Origin of the sequence: uncultured Clostridium sp., from assembly GCF_963515715.1 — a bacterium.
Lineage (GTDB): Bacteria > Bacillota > Clostridia > Clostridiales > Clostridiaceae > Clostridium_AW.
In genome coordinates this window covers 59504-73470 of sequence record NZ_CAUPZS010000004.1, presented here as the reverse complement: position 1 = coordinate 73470, position 13967 = coordinate 59504, and the positions used below count along the sequence as shown (strand labels likewise).

Annotated in this window: 17 protein-coding genes; 14 read left to right on the top strand and 3 right to left on the bottom strand. The window is 28.5% G+C overall.

The annotated features are described in order from the left end of the window. The first annotated feature begins 39 nt into the window (after nt 1-39). The 5 genes from eutJ to RYO54_RS04970 all read left to right on the top strand — a co-directional run bounded on the left by eutJ (nt 40) and on the right by RYO54_RS04970 (nt 5534). On the top strand, nt 40-888 hold the full coding sequence (eutJ, locus tag RYO54_RS04990) for an ethanolamine utilization protein EutJ (protein WP_315116341.1): 849 nt from the start codon (nt 40-42) through the stop codon (nt 886-888). Then, nucleotides 872-1372: a nitroreductase family protein gene (locus tag RYO54_RS04985; RefSeq protein WP_315116340.1), complete on the top strand. Its 501-nt coding sequence runs from the start codon at nt 872-874 to the stop codon at nt 1370-1372. The genes eutJ and RYO54_RS04985 overlap by 17 nt, the downstream gene beginning before the upstream one ends. A gap of 256 nt (nt 1373-1628) precedes the next feature. Continuing rightward, nucleotides 1629-3350 (top strand): methyl-accepting chemotaxis protein, encoded by a 1722-nt coding sequence (locus RYO54_RS04980; RefSeq protein ID WP_315116338.1) that lies wholly within the window; start codon nt 1629-1631, stop codon nt 3348-3350. 77 nt (nt 3351-3427) lie between these two features. Continuing rightward, complete coding sequence (locus RYO54_RS04975) at nt 3428-4120, top strand: response regulator transcription factor (RefSeq protein ID WP_315116336.1); 693 nt, start codon at nt 3428-3430, stop codon at nt 4118-4120. Continuing rightward, nucleotides 4110-5534 carry a HAMP domain-containing sensor histidine kinase gene (locus RYO54_RS04970; protein ID WP_315116335.1) on the top strand — a complete coding sequence of 475 codons (1425 nt, stop codon included), beginning with the start codon at nt 4110-4112 and terminating at the stop codon, nt 5532-5534. Before RYO54_RS04975 ends, RYO54_RS04970 begins: the two co-directional genes overlap by 11 nt. Nucleotides 5535-5643: 109 nt before the next feature. On the opposite strand, the gene RYO54_RS04965 is transcribed toward RYO54_RS04970, so the two are convergent. Both RYO54_RS04965 and RYO54_RS04960 read right to left on the bottom strand, forming a co-directional pair. Beyond that, nucleotides 5644-5973, bottom strand: a complete 330-nt coding sequence (locus RYO54_RS04965; RefSeq protein ID WP_315116333.1) for a lipopolysaccharide assembly protein LapA domain-containing protein — start codon at nt 5971-5973, stop codon at nt 5644-5646. A gap of 103 nt (nt 5974-6076) precedes the next feature. Continuing rightward, entirely contained in the window at nt 6077-6247 is a 171-nt protein-coding gene (locus RYO54_RS04960) for a hypothetical protein (RefSeq protein ID WP_315116331.1), read from the bottom strand. 130 nt (nt 6248-6377) lie between these two features. On the opposite strand from RYO54_RS04960, the gene RYO54_RS04955 reads away from it, so the two are divergent. The 3 genes from RYO54_RS04955 (at nt 6378) to RYO54_RS04945 (ending at nt 8196) form a co-directional block, all read left to right on the top strand. Next, the gene (locus RYO54_RS04955; RefSeq protein ID WP_315116330.1) at nt 6378-7019 is read left to right on the top strand and encodes a 4Fe-4S binding protein; all 642 of its coding nucleotides are present in this window, start codon (nt 6378-6380) and stop codon (nt 7017-7019) included. Between the two features lie 78 nt (nt 7020-7097). After that, the gene (locus RYO54_RS04950) at nt 7098-7553 is read left to right on the top strand and encodes a hypothetical protein (RefSeq protein WP_315116328.1); all 456 of its coding nucleotides are present in this window, start codon (nt 7098-7100) and stop codon (nt 7551-7553) included. Nucleotides 7554-7653: 100 nt separating this feature from the next. After that, nucleotides 7654-8196 carry a biotin transporter BioY gene (locus tag RYO54_RS04945; RefSeq protein WP_315116326.1) on the top strand — a complete coding sequence of 181 codons (543 nt, stop codon included), beginning with the start codon at nt 7654-7656 and terminating at the stop codon, nt 8194-8196. A 111-nt stretch (nt 8197-8307) separates the two neighbouring features. On the opposite strand, the gene RYO54_RS04940 is transcribed toward RYO54_RS04945, so the two are convergent. Continuing rightward, on the bottom strand, nt 8308-9294 hold the full coding sequence (locus RYO54_RS04940) for a biotin--[acetyl-CoA-carboxylase] ligase (RefSeq protein ID WP_315116325.1): 987 nt from the start codon (nt 9292-9294) through the stop codon (nt 8308-8310). 218 nt (nt 9295-9512) lie between these two features. Here RYO54_RS04940 and RYO54_RS04935 point away from each other — a divergent pair, with 218 nt between their 5' ends. The 6 genes from RYO54_RS04935 to RYO54_RS04910 all read left to right on the top strand — a co-directional run bounded on the left by RYO54_RS04935 (nt 9513) and on the right by RYO54_RS04910 (nt 13712). After that, a complete protein-coding gene (locus RYO54_RS04935; RefSeq protein WP_315116324.1) occupies nt 9513-9884 on the top strand; it encodes a GntR family transcriptional regulator in 372 nt (123 codons plus the stop codon). Next, nucleotides 9884-10579, top strand: coding sequence for an ABC transporter ATP-binding protein (locus RYO54_RS04930; protein ID WP_315116323.1), 696 nt, complete (start codon nt 9884-9886; stop codon nt 10577-10579). Before RYO54_RS04935 ends, RYO54_RS04930 begins: the two co-directional genes overlap by 1 nt. Next, a complete protein-coding gene (locus RYO54_RS04925; protein ID WP_315116321.1) occupies nt 10579-11337 on the top strand; it encodes a hypothetical protein in 759 nt (252 codons plus the stop codon). The genes RYO54_RS04930 and RYO54_RS04925 overlap by 1 nt, the downstream gene beginning before the upstream one ends. Nucleotides 11338-11511: 174 nt before the next feature. Beyond that, nucleotides 11512-12411 (top strand): acetamidase/formamidase family protein, encoded by a 900-nt coding sequence (locus tag RYO54_RS04920; RefSeq protein WP_315116319.1) that lies wholly within the window; start codon nt 11512-11514, stop codon nt 12409-12411. Nucleotides 12412-12576: 165 nt separating this feature from the next. Further along, nucleotides 12577-12825, top strand: a complete 249-nt coding sequence (locus tag RYO54_RS04915; protein ID WP_315116318.1) for a hypothetical protein — start codon at nt 12577-12579, stop codon at nt 12823-12825. Between the two features lie 17 nt (nt 12826-12842). Continuing rightward, entirely contained in the window at nt 12843-13712 is an 870-nt protein-coding gene (locus tag RYO54_RS04910; protein WP_315116316.1) for a radical SAM protein, read from the top strand. Nucleotides 13713-13967: the final 255 nt, after the last annotated feature.

Genomic DNA, 13967 nt, shown 5'->3' with positions numbered 1-13967 from the left:
ATTAATGGGAAAAATTAAAAGAGGAGGTGAGATTATTATATGTTAGAAGAAGCAAATAATTTTATAAAAAAAATGGAAGCAACTATGAATAAAGATAATGAAATCAATACAAACAGTGAAATGAAGGTAGGAGTAGATTTAGGAACTTCACACATAGTTATTACTGTACTTGACAAAGAAAACAATCCTGTTTGTGGAGAAATGTATAGAGCTAGTGCTGTAAGAGATGGTATAGTAGTAGATTATCTAAATGCTGTACATATAGTTTCAAAATTAAAGGATAAAATAGAAAAAAGATTAGGAAGAGAATTAGAGTATGCAGCTACTGCCATACCTCCAGGAATTTCGGAAGGTAACATTAAAGTTATGAAGAACGTAGTTGAGGGAGCTGGGTTTGAAGTTAATAATGTAGTGGATGAACCAACAGCTGCTGCTTATACACTAGGAATAACAGATGGCGCCATAGTAGATATAGGAGGAGGAACCACGGGTATATCTATTTTAAAAAATGGCAACGTTATTTATACTGCTGATGAACCAACAGGAGGAACGCACTTATCCTTAGTTTTAGCAGGATATTACGGTATAAGTTTTGAAGAAGCTGAAGAGCTTAAAAGAAAGAATGAAAAACATCGTGAAATATTGCCTATTGTAACACCGGTTTTAGAGAGGGTAGGAAATATAGTAACTAGATACATAAAGGGCTATGATGTAGATATAATTTATTTAGTTGGAGGAACTTGTTGTCTTGAAGGATGTGAGAAAGTAATAGAAAAATATACTGGTATAAAATGTGTAAAACCAGAAAATCCATTACTAGTTACTCCGATGGGTATTGCTATAAATTCACAATTACAAGGAGGGGTTAGTTATGAAGGCAATTTTTGAGAGAAGAAGTATAAGAAAATATACTGGAGAGAAAGTAAGTGAAGAGCTAGTAGGAAAATTATTAAAAGCAGCAATGGCAGCCCCATCTGCAGGGAATCAGCAAGTATGGGAGTTTATAGTAGTAAGAGATAGAAAAGTATTAGAGGATATAACTAAGGCACATCAATACTCACAAATGCTTAAAGAAGCGGATTTAGCTATAATAGTTTGCGCTGATACATCTAGAGAGAAATATAAAGGATATTGGGTTCAAGATTGTTCAGCAGCTACTGAAAATATACTAGTTGAGGCTCAGCATTTAGGATTAGGGGCAGTATGGTTAGGTGTATATCCCGTAGAACAAAGGGTTAAAGATATTAAAAAATTATTTAAGCTTCCAGAAGATGTATATCCTTTATCCATAATTTCAATAGGTCATCCAGGAGAAAGAAAAGAACATTCAGATAGATTTGATAAAAATAAAATACATTATGATAGATGGTAATACAAAGGCCATATATAAGCATGGTAAATGCTATAAAAGTTGCAGAGAGGTTCAATTAAATTGATAAAAAATAGTTAAAATTTTGGATTAATCAAAGTTTTAACTATTTTTATATATTACAAAATTGTAATTTTAATATTATTTTTGTTTCTTTTTAATAAATTGTAAAAAAGTTAAAAAAGAAGTGAAATTTGAGGAAAAATTTAGTATAATATTCTTTATGGTATAATTACGATATAATGGAATTTAAGAGGGGATGATTAAAATAGATAAAAAGAAATCAAGTCTTAAAAAACAATGGACAAAGAATATAATGGCTATAATTATTGGCATTTACTTATTAATAATACTGGGAGGATATTTTGCAGTTAAAGCTGTGACTAAAACTATTGTGCTTAAAGGTGGACCTGCTCTAGCTCATATAGTTACAAGTGAATTAGAGGGTAAGGATATAGACGAGCTAATAAGTAAAGGTGAAAGCAGTGAGGTCTATAAAAAAGTAGATAAAGCATTAGAAAATTTACAAGCTAGAGGAGCGGACATTTTCAGGAAAATATATATAGTTAGCAATCAAGATAATAATCAATGGAAATATTTAATAGGAAGAACTACTACAGAGAAATTTAATAATGGTGATAGCGTAGATAATGAATATTACATAGAAAATTTTGAAGAGGCCTTGGAAAAAGATACTGCAATTTGGGATAAAGACAAAACAGCTGAGGCTTCCATATTCATGCCTGTAACGATGAAAGGTGGAGAAAAGCTTATATTAGGTGTAGATTTAAATCTACAATCCCTTGCTAGAATGCAATTAATAGGACTAGGGATATTATTAGCTTTCTTATTTATAAACTTATTAGTTATGAGATTTATTGTAGGGGGAATTACAAGAAAACAGACAAAATCAATTACAGAATTATTAAAAAAGATGAAGGAAATGGCATCTTTAGAAGGAGATTTAACCAAGAGAATTGAGATAGACAGAAATGATGAAATAGGAGAATTAGCTTTGTATACTAATAAAATGTTAGATACAATACAAGACACTCTGAAAACTGTAAGCGAATTATCCAATGAATTAAAAACTACAACGGAAGATGTCACGGATTCATTTAGCAGAACTGTAGAAGATTATGGAGTTATGAAAAAGTCTGTTAAGAGTATATCAGAAAGAATTGAAAATCAAAGTGAAGAATTAAGTGAAACTTCCTATGGTGTAGCTCAGATAAACAATGCTATCAATATAATAGCAGACAACTCTCAAGCGGTTACCGAACAGGCAGTTTCTACTAGTGATAATGCATTTGAAGGCAATAAGGTAATGGAAAAGTTAGATGAAAGTTCAAAAGAGATTACATTTGTTGTAAACAAAACTTCTGATTTAGTTAGACATTTAGGAGAAAAATCAAAAGAAATTAATGGCATTGCAGATACTATAGGAGCTATAGCAGCTCAAACTAATTTACTAGCCCTCAATGCTTCCATTGAAGCGGCACGTGCTGGAGAACAGGGCAAAGGATTTGCTGTTGTTGCTGAGGAAGTTAGAAAGTTAGCTGAGGAATCATCAAAATCTGCTAAAACCATATTTAGTTTAATTGAAGAAGTAAGTAGAGGAATCGATGATGCAGTAAGTTCCATGGAATTAGTAAACAAGAGCAACGGAGAACAAAATAAGTTTGTAGAAAATGTAATTCTTAAGTTTACTCATATAGCGGATGCAATAAATGAAGTATCACAAAATGTAGAAGAGGTTTCAGCTTCTACGGAAGAGATGTCATCTAATATAAATGTAATAACAGAAAAATTTGAAAATCTAGCCAATGTGTCTGAAGAAAATAGTAGAACAGCAGAAGAAGTATCATCATTTATTGACAATCAAGCAATGGTTATAGATGACCTTTCAAAAACAATAAATAATTTGAACAGTAAATCAGATGAACTTGAGGTAAAATTAACTAAACTGAAACTAGAATAATACTAATGAAACCCTATGTATTTATACATAGGGTTTTTGATATGGTATAATGTTAATAAGGACAGGAGGATAGCATTATGAACATTCTTATAGTAGAAGATGAACAGGATATAAGAGAATTATTACAGTTACATTTGATAAAAGAAGGTTATGACGTATATGAAGCAGAGGATGGCGTAGAAGCAATTAAGATTTTTGAAAGCAATAAGGTAGATTTAATATTATTAGATATAATGTTACCAAAGTTAGATGGATTTAAGGTGCTAAACAAGATAAGAGAAAAAAGTGAAGTGCCAGTAATATTTTTAACTGCAAGATTAGGTGAAGGAGATAAAATACTAGGATTAGGTCTTGGTGGTGATGATTATATAGTAAAACCATTTAATACAATTGAAGTTATAGCTAGAGTTCAAGCATTACTTAGAAGAACTTATAAATATGGAATTTCACATAAAAATGAAATAATCAATGGAGAATTGAGAATAGATAAAGATAGCTGTGCTGTTTATAAAAATGATATTCAGTTAGATTTAAATGCAAAAGAATATAAGATACTGGAAATGTTTATGGATAATATAGGAAAAGTGCATACAAAAAAACAAATATATGAAAATGTATGGGGAGATCCATACTATGAAGATGACAACACTATAATGGTTCACATAAGCCATATAAGAGATAAAGTTGAAAATAATCCTAAAGACCCGAAATATCTAAAAACCATCAGGGGAATTGGATATAAAATGGAGAAAATAGAGTATGAGAGCTAGAAAAAAAATATCTAATTTATTGTTAAAAAATTATTTAATATCTAGCTTGATAATGTTTTTTATATTTTTAGTATTCTTTTTTGGAACTATAGCTATGTGGGTTACTTTATATTTTCCTATAAATATGATGATGATTAGTGAAGATTCTAAATTAGTAGCAGAAAATATTATTTCTAAGGACTATAAGGATATCAACATAGAAGAAATATTAAAAGTAAATGGATGGATTGAGGTATTAGATAAAGATTTAAAGGTTATATATACTAAAGGAGAAATGGAAGTAAAAAGATCACAATATTCTAGGGATGAATTAAATAAAATGCTAATTAAGATGTCCTCTCAAGATATGTTTACTCAAGAGAAGTTTATATATTCAATAGCTTATGATAAGGATAAGGATTTTTATCTTTTAGTGTATCTACCTAATGATAAACATTTTAATGACAGAATAAAAAAGCCACCTGTGTTTGTTAGTGTTAGAGTATTTTTTATTATGGCTATATCTCTATATATAATAATATTTACAATTATAATGATTATATATGCAAAACTAACATCAAGAAATTTAACTAAACCTTTAAAGGCTCTTATGGATGGAGTTAAGGCTATAGCTAGGGGAGATTATTCTGCGAGAATAAATGTTAAATCCAAAAATGAATTTGGAGAACTAGGAGATGCCTTTAATTTAATGGTAGAAAAAATAGAGGAGGAAAGAACGTTAAAGGAGAAATCTGAAGAGAATAGAAGAAGACTTATAATGGATATTTCTCATGATTTAAAGAATCCTTTAGTGAGTATAAGGGGATATTCAAATTTATTAGTAAATAATCATAATTTAGATGATGAAGAAAGGATCAAATATTTGAATGTAATAGAAAAGAATAGTATAAGAGTGAATGATTTAATTACAGATTTATTTGAATTATCTAAGTTTGATAGTATAGACTTTCAATTAGATTTGAAAAAGGAAAATATTTGTGAATTCTTAAGGGAATTAATTGCTGTATATATACCTAGCATGGAAGAAAAAAACATAGAATATAATTTCCTAATACCTGAAAAACCTATATATGCCAATTTTGATTACTATAGTCTGGATAGAGCTATTGGAAATTTAATATCTAATAGTATAAGATATAATCCGCCTCATACTAAATTAAATATAGAGGTTGAAGAATTTGAGAATATGGTGAAAATTGTAGTGAAAGATGACGGTATAGGTATACCTAAAAATTTATCTGAGGATATTTTTAATCCATTTGTTAGAGTAGATACATCAAGAAACTCTAAAAGTGGAGGAACAGGATTAGGCTTAACAATAACTAAAACTATTGTAGAAAAGCATGGTGGAAGAGTGTATTTAAAAAGTGATATCAATAAGGGATGTAAATTTACAATAATATTAAATAAATAAAAACAGTTCCATATCTAATTAGGTATGGAACTGTTTTTAATTTTAGTCATATTTAAGATTATTACAAGACCTATATAATAGGGTAGCCCTCATCATCAGGGCCATATAATCAATTTTTGTCTATAGAGACCTCTTTTACAATTGCATTATTACTTTCTTTTAGATTTTCTATTTCTGCTTTTAAAAGAGAATTTGATTTTTCTAGTTCACTAACTTTAGCTCCTAATGCCTTACCATTATGTTTTAAACTTAATTCTCTTCTTAATCCTAAAAAAGTTACAATTATTGCTCCGATAATAACGGAGATAAATATTATTAAGGCAAGGGATATTTCAACTTTAGTAAAAAGAAAATTAACAGTTATAACTGCAGAATTTTGTATAGCAAAAATAGTGACGATTATAGCAAATATTAATGATAATATGAATCCTATTCGCATAAAATTACCCCCTTAATTTCTGTAAAATATATATTACAATTATAACATAATATTTGTAATATTTATAAGTATTGGGGTAAAATAAAAAAATACGTATCAATTTCTAATTATTATGGGAAAGTTTTGAGCGTTTGGTAAATTTCTCTCCGTTTTCATGAGAACCAATTTTCTCACCATTTTTCATACCTATATTAGCACCATCTTTTGGGAACATTTTTCTCAGTTCAGCATTGCTTTTATGATCGCTTTTTAAATGGCTTTTATTATTATCCATAAAATTTCCTCCTCTTCTGAATGTCAATATTATTTTATCCAACAAAACATAAAATATAAATTTTGTTGACAGAATTAATTTTAAAACATATAATATACCATACGGGGGTATGGTAAGAAAGGAGATTGTTATGGATACATTAAAAAAATTTTGGAGTAAATATTCATATTTAATATTTTTAACTTTTGTAGTTTTGGGATTGTTTGATTTTAGATTTGCTGTTGTAGCAGTAGTATGCATGATATCACCAATATTTTTATCTTTGTTAGGAAAAGGTAGATATTGGTGTGGAAATTTATGCCCAAGGGGGAATTTTTATGATAGGGTATTATCGAAGATTGCTAAAAAAAATAGAACTTCTAAATTTTTAAATAGTAGTTACTTTAGACTCTTGGTAATTATTATTATGTTTACTGTTTTTGGTAAAGGATTATATAATAATTGGGGAGATTTTTATGGAATAGGATTACTATTTTATAGAATGATAGTGGTAACAACTTTAATAGGGATTACTTTATCTTTTTCATATAATAGTAGAGTGTGGTGTAGTTTTTGTCCTATGGGAAGTATTTCTGCATTTATTACGAAAATTAGAGGAAATAAAAATTCATTAGAGATAAATGATAGTTGTGTTGAATGTAAATTGTGTGAAAAAAAGTGTCCAATGGGCATAATCCCTTATAAATACAAAGAAAATGGAAGCATAGATCATTATGATTGTATACAATGTAAACAGTGTAGTTTTGTATGCCCTAAAAACTCAATAAAATAATTTATTTACGACTTTGTTACTTATTTGTTACCAAAAATTTCTCCATTAATATTATCATATAATTAAAGGGGGATTATCATGTTTGAGGATATAGTTTTAGTGAAAGATATATTGAATGGAGAAAGTGACAAGTTTGGTAATATAGTTGATAAATATGAAAAAATAATTTTTATTTTAATATATAATCTTATAGGGAATAATTATGACTCCGTGAAAATTTGTAAGGAAGTCTTTATCTGCGCATATGAGAATTTGTATAAATACAATTTTAATTGCAAGTTTTCTAATTGGATTTTAAAAATTGCAATAGATAGATATAATTTTTATGCTAGAAATAATGAAGTAAAAAACATAGATGTTTTACCCTCATTAGATTGTAAGGATAAGTGTATTATTGCGCTTAAATCATTGAAAAAAGACTTAACCTACAAAGATATTGGCGAAGTATTAGATACAAATGAAAACAATATAAAAGAGAGATATAGAAAAACTATAAATATATATATAAGTGCCTTAAAGGAAGCAGCCCTTTGAGGCACTTTTATTATTAAAATTACTTGACAAAATAAAGTATTGATCTTATCATTGTTAACTATAAGGAGATTTTAGGTTGACAATGATAAGGGGGAAAACTATGAAAATTAGTACTAAAAATATTATAACCACATCATTTTTTGTTGCATTAACAGCAATAGGAGCTTTTATAAAAATTCCAATTGGCCCAGCACCTATTACCATGCAATTTTTATGTACAGCATTAGCGGGAATGCTTTTAGGAAGTAAATATGGTTCTCTTTCTCAATTGCTATATTTGCTTATTGGACTTTTTGGAATACCTATATTTACAAAGGGTGGAGGATTTAGCTATATATTTGAACCTTCTTTTGGATATATAATTGGCTTTGTATTTGCTTCTTATGTTATTGGAAAAATCACGGAGTATAAAGGTGATATAGGCTTCAAAAGAATTTTTTTAGCCTGTATTATGGGCGTATGTGCAATATATCTGATAGGAGTGCCTTACCTTTATTTTATATTAAAATATGTAAATGGTGTAAATATAACAATAAGTAAGGCTTTAAATATAGGATTAATAATTTTCTTGCCTGGAGATATTTTAAAATGTATATTTACTGCCTTTTTAGGAGAAAGAATATTAAAACATAGATTTCACTAAAAAAGCATAGCTTTTTTAAGTAATGAAAAGTTAAGAGTAAAGGAATTTCATCCATTACTCTTAATTCTTCACTCCTAACTTTTCATTCTTGGTTATAAAATGCCTAGCATTTTATATATATCCATTTACCCCCCTAATAGAAATTTCTCCAGAAAATATGGGGAAGGAGTTTCCATCAGGAGTTTTAATAATTAGCCTTCCTTCTGAGTCAATATCTACTGCTTTAGCCAAGTATTCTTCATTTCTATTTATTACTCTAATTTCCCTACCTAAAACTACAGAATATTTCTTACATATTTCTAAACTTTTAGATAAGTCTTTGTTTATCAAAAAATCCTCATAAAAAATTTCAAAATTATTCAATACTTTAGCCGTTAAAATTTTTCTTGATATTTTCTCATTCATTTGTATTTTGATAGAGGTTGCCTTATCCTTCACTTCTTCGTTAAATTCGCAATTGTCCAAATTAGCATTTATACCTATGCCTAAAACTATATAATTAACTCTATTCAATTCACAACTCATTTCTGTGAGTATTCCACAAACTTTTTTACTATCCATGATTATATCATTTGGCCATTTAATGTAGGCATCAGCACCTATTTCTCTTAAAGAAGAGCATACAGCTGCTGCTGCAATTTGGGTGATTTTAGGCACATCCATTGGTTCCATATCAGGAGTTAGTATTATTGTGAGCCATATACCTTTACCTTTAGGAGATATCCATGTTCTTCCTAAGCGACCCTTTCCACCAGTCTGTTCTTCGCTAATTAGTACAGTCCCATTTTTCTCCCCTAAGGTAGCTAATTCTTTGGCTTGTTTATTTGTAGAATCAATACTATGAAAATGAATTATTTTTTTACCTATATATTCCGTATTAAGAAGTCCCTTAAGTTCTTCAAAGGTTAATATATCTGGAGAAGATAAGAGCTTATATCCTTTCTTTGAAATTGACTCTATTTCATATCCCTCTTCTTTTAAAGTATTAATATATTTCCAAATAGCCGTTCTTGAAACTCCTAGTTTTTCGCTAATAAATTGACCAGAAATATATTCATCTTCACTATTTTTAATCAAATCAAGTATTTTTTCTTTCATATCTTATCTTTAGCAAGAGAAGGGATTATAAGTACCAAACTCCCGCTAAAGTTCACCTCCCTTTGATTCATATACTTTTTTAATGTTTCACAACTCATTTTATAACAATTATATCATTTATTTTATTTAAGAAATAATTTATTTAAATCTATTGACTTACCTATTGTTCTAGTGTACTATTTAATTAATACACTAGAACAATAGGTAAGGAGGTAAATATGGATACTAGATTTGATGGGAAAGCTCCTATATACATTCAAATAATGGACTATGTAAAGGAAAATATAATTTCAGGAAAAATGAAGCCTGGAGATAAACTACCTTCTGTAAGGGAAATGGCTTCAATGCTTAGGGTAAATCCTAATACATTGCAAAGAGCTTATCAAGAATTAGAAAGAGAAGGCGTTACTTATACTCAAAGGGGAATGGGGACCTTTGTTAAGGAGGATAGTAAAATGATAGAAGTATTAAAGAAGGATATGGCAAAAGAAGTTATAAGTTCATTTATAGATAGGATGAAAAATATAGGTTTTACAGAAAAAGAAATAGTAAAAGTTGTTGAGGAAAATTTAAAAGAGGAGGATAAATAATGGATAATATATTGAAAACAGAAAATTTGGTTAAAAGTTATATGGGTAAAAGAGCGTTAGATGGAATAAATATTGAAATTCCTAAGGGGAAAATAGTCGGATTACTAGGACCAAACGGCAGTGGGAAAACAACTTTTTTAAAAATAGCCGCAGGTCTACTAAAACCTACATCAGGAGATATTTTAATAGATGGACATAAACCAGATATATACACAAAATCTATAGTTTCTTATTTGCCAGATAAGGATTATCTTTATAAGTGGATGAAAATAAAGGATGCTATTGAATTCTATAAGGACTTTTATGGAGATTTTCAAATGGAGAAATGTAAAGAACTATTAAAATTTATGAATTTAAATGAAGACATGAAGGTGTCATCCCTTTCTAAAGGTATGACAGAAAAACTTTATTTAACATTAACTTTATCAAGAAAGGCAAAGTTATATATTTTAGACGAACCATTAGGAGGAGTAGATCCTACCACAAGAGAAAAAATATTGGATGCTATTATTAATAATTACAGTGAAGACAGTTCGATGGTAGTCACTACTCATTTGGTAAGAGATATAGAGAGGTTGTTTGACTACGTATATTTTATATCAGATGGCAGCATTGTACTTTCAGGTGATGCAGAAGAATTGAGAATTAAAGAAAGTAAATCCATTGATGAAATGTACAGGGAGGTATTTAGATAATGGGAAATCTTGTAAAATATGAAATTAAAGGATATATTAAAGATCTTATAGGATTAATATTAGTTGTGATGTTCTTTCAAATATTATTATTAACAAAAGGCTTGGATATTTTTGGTGAGAAGGCCATAGTTATTGTATTTGTAAATTTGATTGCAGTTGCCAGTGTAGTTACAACATTAATATGGAATATAAAACTATTTAGTAAGGATATATATGAAGATACCTCATACTTAATATATACTGTACCAAAATCTACTAGTGCTATATTAGGGTCAAAATTCATATCTTCATTTATTCAATTTGCAATTGTTTTTTTGGTAAATTCATTTTTTGTACTTAACTACTTTAATATAACTTTAAACGCTTTTGAGTATACTAGAGAAATACCTGGACATTTGATTTTATTGTTTATAATCAATGGTATTACTGGCTATTTAAGCTTTTTAGCAATGATATACTTTTCCATCACTTTAGGAAAGGTAGCTACAAAAAAGATAAAGGTAGGAAAAGTTGCTGCATGGATTATATTTTTAATAACTTCTACTGTCTTCCAATATATACAGTTTTTTATAACTAGAAATTTACCAGATGCACTAGTGAATAACCCTAAAAATATTACTATGTATGGAAAAGGAAGTGTTCAAATAGTTTATGGTCTTGCTAATGCAAATATAATAGATAGCATTTTTAGTATAATAATTTTTATAATTTTATTTTTCTCCACATCATATTTATTAAAAGAGAAGTTAGATTTATAAAATTCAGCTACTGACGAAGATGAAATGTCAGTAGCTTTTGTTATTGTAAAATAAAAAACAATATATAATGCCCTATAAAACATGACTATTATATATTTTTTATAAGCATATATATAACTATATAATAATTTATGAGAAAGGTATGTGGAGGCAAAAAGGCACATAGGTGATTATATGGTTAAAGAATTTGATAAGAGCAAAGTAATTTATGAATTTAGCCCTAATAATAAGGGAGTGTATTTTGTTAAAGAGGGAGAAGAGTTTTGGGTAGAAACAGAAGATTGCTATGGGGGACAGATAAGAACTGAAAAAGATTTAAGATCTAATATTGATAGCTCCGCAATGAACCCTTCGACAGGACCTATAGTGGTAGATGGGGCAGAAGAGGGAGATGTTTTATGTGTGGAAGTTTTAGATATCATATTAGATAATCAAGGGGTCATGGGTGCATCGCCGAGATTAGGGGTTTTAGGGGATAAAATAAAAGAATACAATACTAAAATTATACTTATAAAAGATAATAGAGCCTATTTCGATGAAAATATAGTTATTCCAGTACAATCTATGATTGGAGTTATAGGAGTATCTCCAAAGAAGGAGAGTATATCATGTGTTACTCCAGGAAAACATGGAGCTAATATGGATACTAAAGAAATATGTAAAGGATCAAAGGTTTATCTGCCTGTTTTTGTTAAAGGAGCTAATTTAGCAGTAGGGGATTTACATGCATCTATGGGAGATGGAGAATTGAGTGGAACGGGGATTGAAATTGGTGGAAAAGTAAAGCTTAAGGTCAGGTTGATTAAGAATAAAACCATTAGAAATCCAAGAGTAGATTCTAAAGACTATTTAATTACTATAGCAAGCGCTACTAGCTACAAGGAAGCAATTGCAGAGGCTGTAGATGATATGGTAGAAGTTTTAAAAGAGTTATTTAATTTAAAATTTGAAGATGCCTACAGACTATTAGGTGCCACTTGTGATTTAAGAATAAGCCAAATTGTAAATCCATTAATTACAGTGAAAGTTTGTGCTCCTAAGGAAATATTAAAGTTAGAGGGGTTTAATTTTTAAAGCATAATATGGGAAAGTGTTAAATTTAACACTTTCTTTCTTAATCTAATTCTTTCTTATTAATTAAATATTAATAATTTATTAAGTCTTATTTAAAGAATATATCATCTTTTCATGTTATAATCAAAATAAAATTTAAACTACACAGTAAGAGAAGGGGTTAATATGGATTTTATAAAAATATTATTAATTATAGGCATAATTATAATAGCGTTTCAATTTTTTATATGGATGTTACCTATAATAGTTGCAATATGGGGGATAATGTACCTGAAAAAAAGATTTGATATATGGAGAAATAGAAATAAAAACAATCAAGGCAACCAAAGCAGTGAACGAGCTTCTTATCCTCATATGAATATTGATGGAATAAAAGATAAAAAAGTGATAGATGTGGAATATGAGGAATTATAATTTAGGGGGTGATTTTAATGAGATATGAAGGAGTGGTTTATAGACCACCTAGTGAGGCAAATAGTTTAATTGTTCAAATAACAATAGGATGTGCTCATAATAAATGCATTTTCTGTGGAATGTATAAAAATAAAAAATTTAGAGTTAGAAAGACAGAAGAAATATTAGAAGATTTAATTCAGGTAAGAAACTATTATGACAGAGTGGAAAGGATTTTCCTAGCAGATGGGGATGCATTATGCTTAAAGACTGAGGATTTAAAGCATATATTATATAAAATAAGAGAAATATTTCCTGAATGTAATAGAATAGGCATTTATGCTACGCCAAAGGATGTATTAAATAAATCCTTAGAAGAGTTAAGTGAGCTAAGAGATTTAGGTTTAGGAATAATATACATGGGATTAGAAAGTGGTAGTGAAAAAATATTAAAGGAAATTAATAAAGGTGTAACCAAAGAAGAAATGATTACGGCAGGTAAAAAGATTAAAGAAAGCAAGATACCACTTTCGTTAACTCTCATATCGGGGCTAGGTGGAAGAGAAAATTGGGAAAATCATGCGGTAGAATCTGCAGATGTTATATCCATAATCAATCCAGACTATTTAGGCTTATTAACATTAATGGTTGAAGATGGTACTGAGTTATATGATAAAATATCTAAAGGTGAGTTTTCACTGTTAAATCCAGAAGAAGTTATGATGGAAACAAAAACTATGCTCCAAAATATTTATGTAACAAACTGCATATTTAGAAGTAATCATGCTTCAAATTATGTGGCTTTAAAGGGTACCCTTCCACAGGAGAAAGATTTATTATTAGATAAAATACATAAGATTTTAACTACAGAATATAATTATAAAAATGAAAACTTTAGAATTTTGTAATATGTAATTTAATTTAAATATAGACAAATATGTAAATAAAATATATAATATAAATAGAAATGAAAATGATTACATGGAAATAAATCTCATGATAAAAATTAATTGAAATGCTATATAAAAGGAAATATGAATGTAGAAAAGTATTTCCTTTTGTTTTACAAAATACGAAAAGGTTTTCTATATTTAAAAATACACTTTAATTATCTTTATGTATTATTTAAAAAAGTATAGAACATTAATAAAATTTATTAAAAT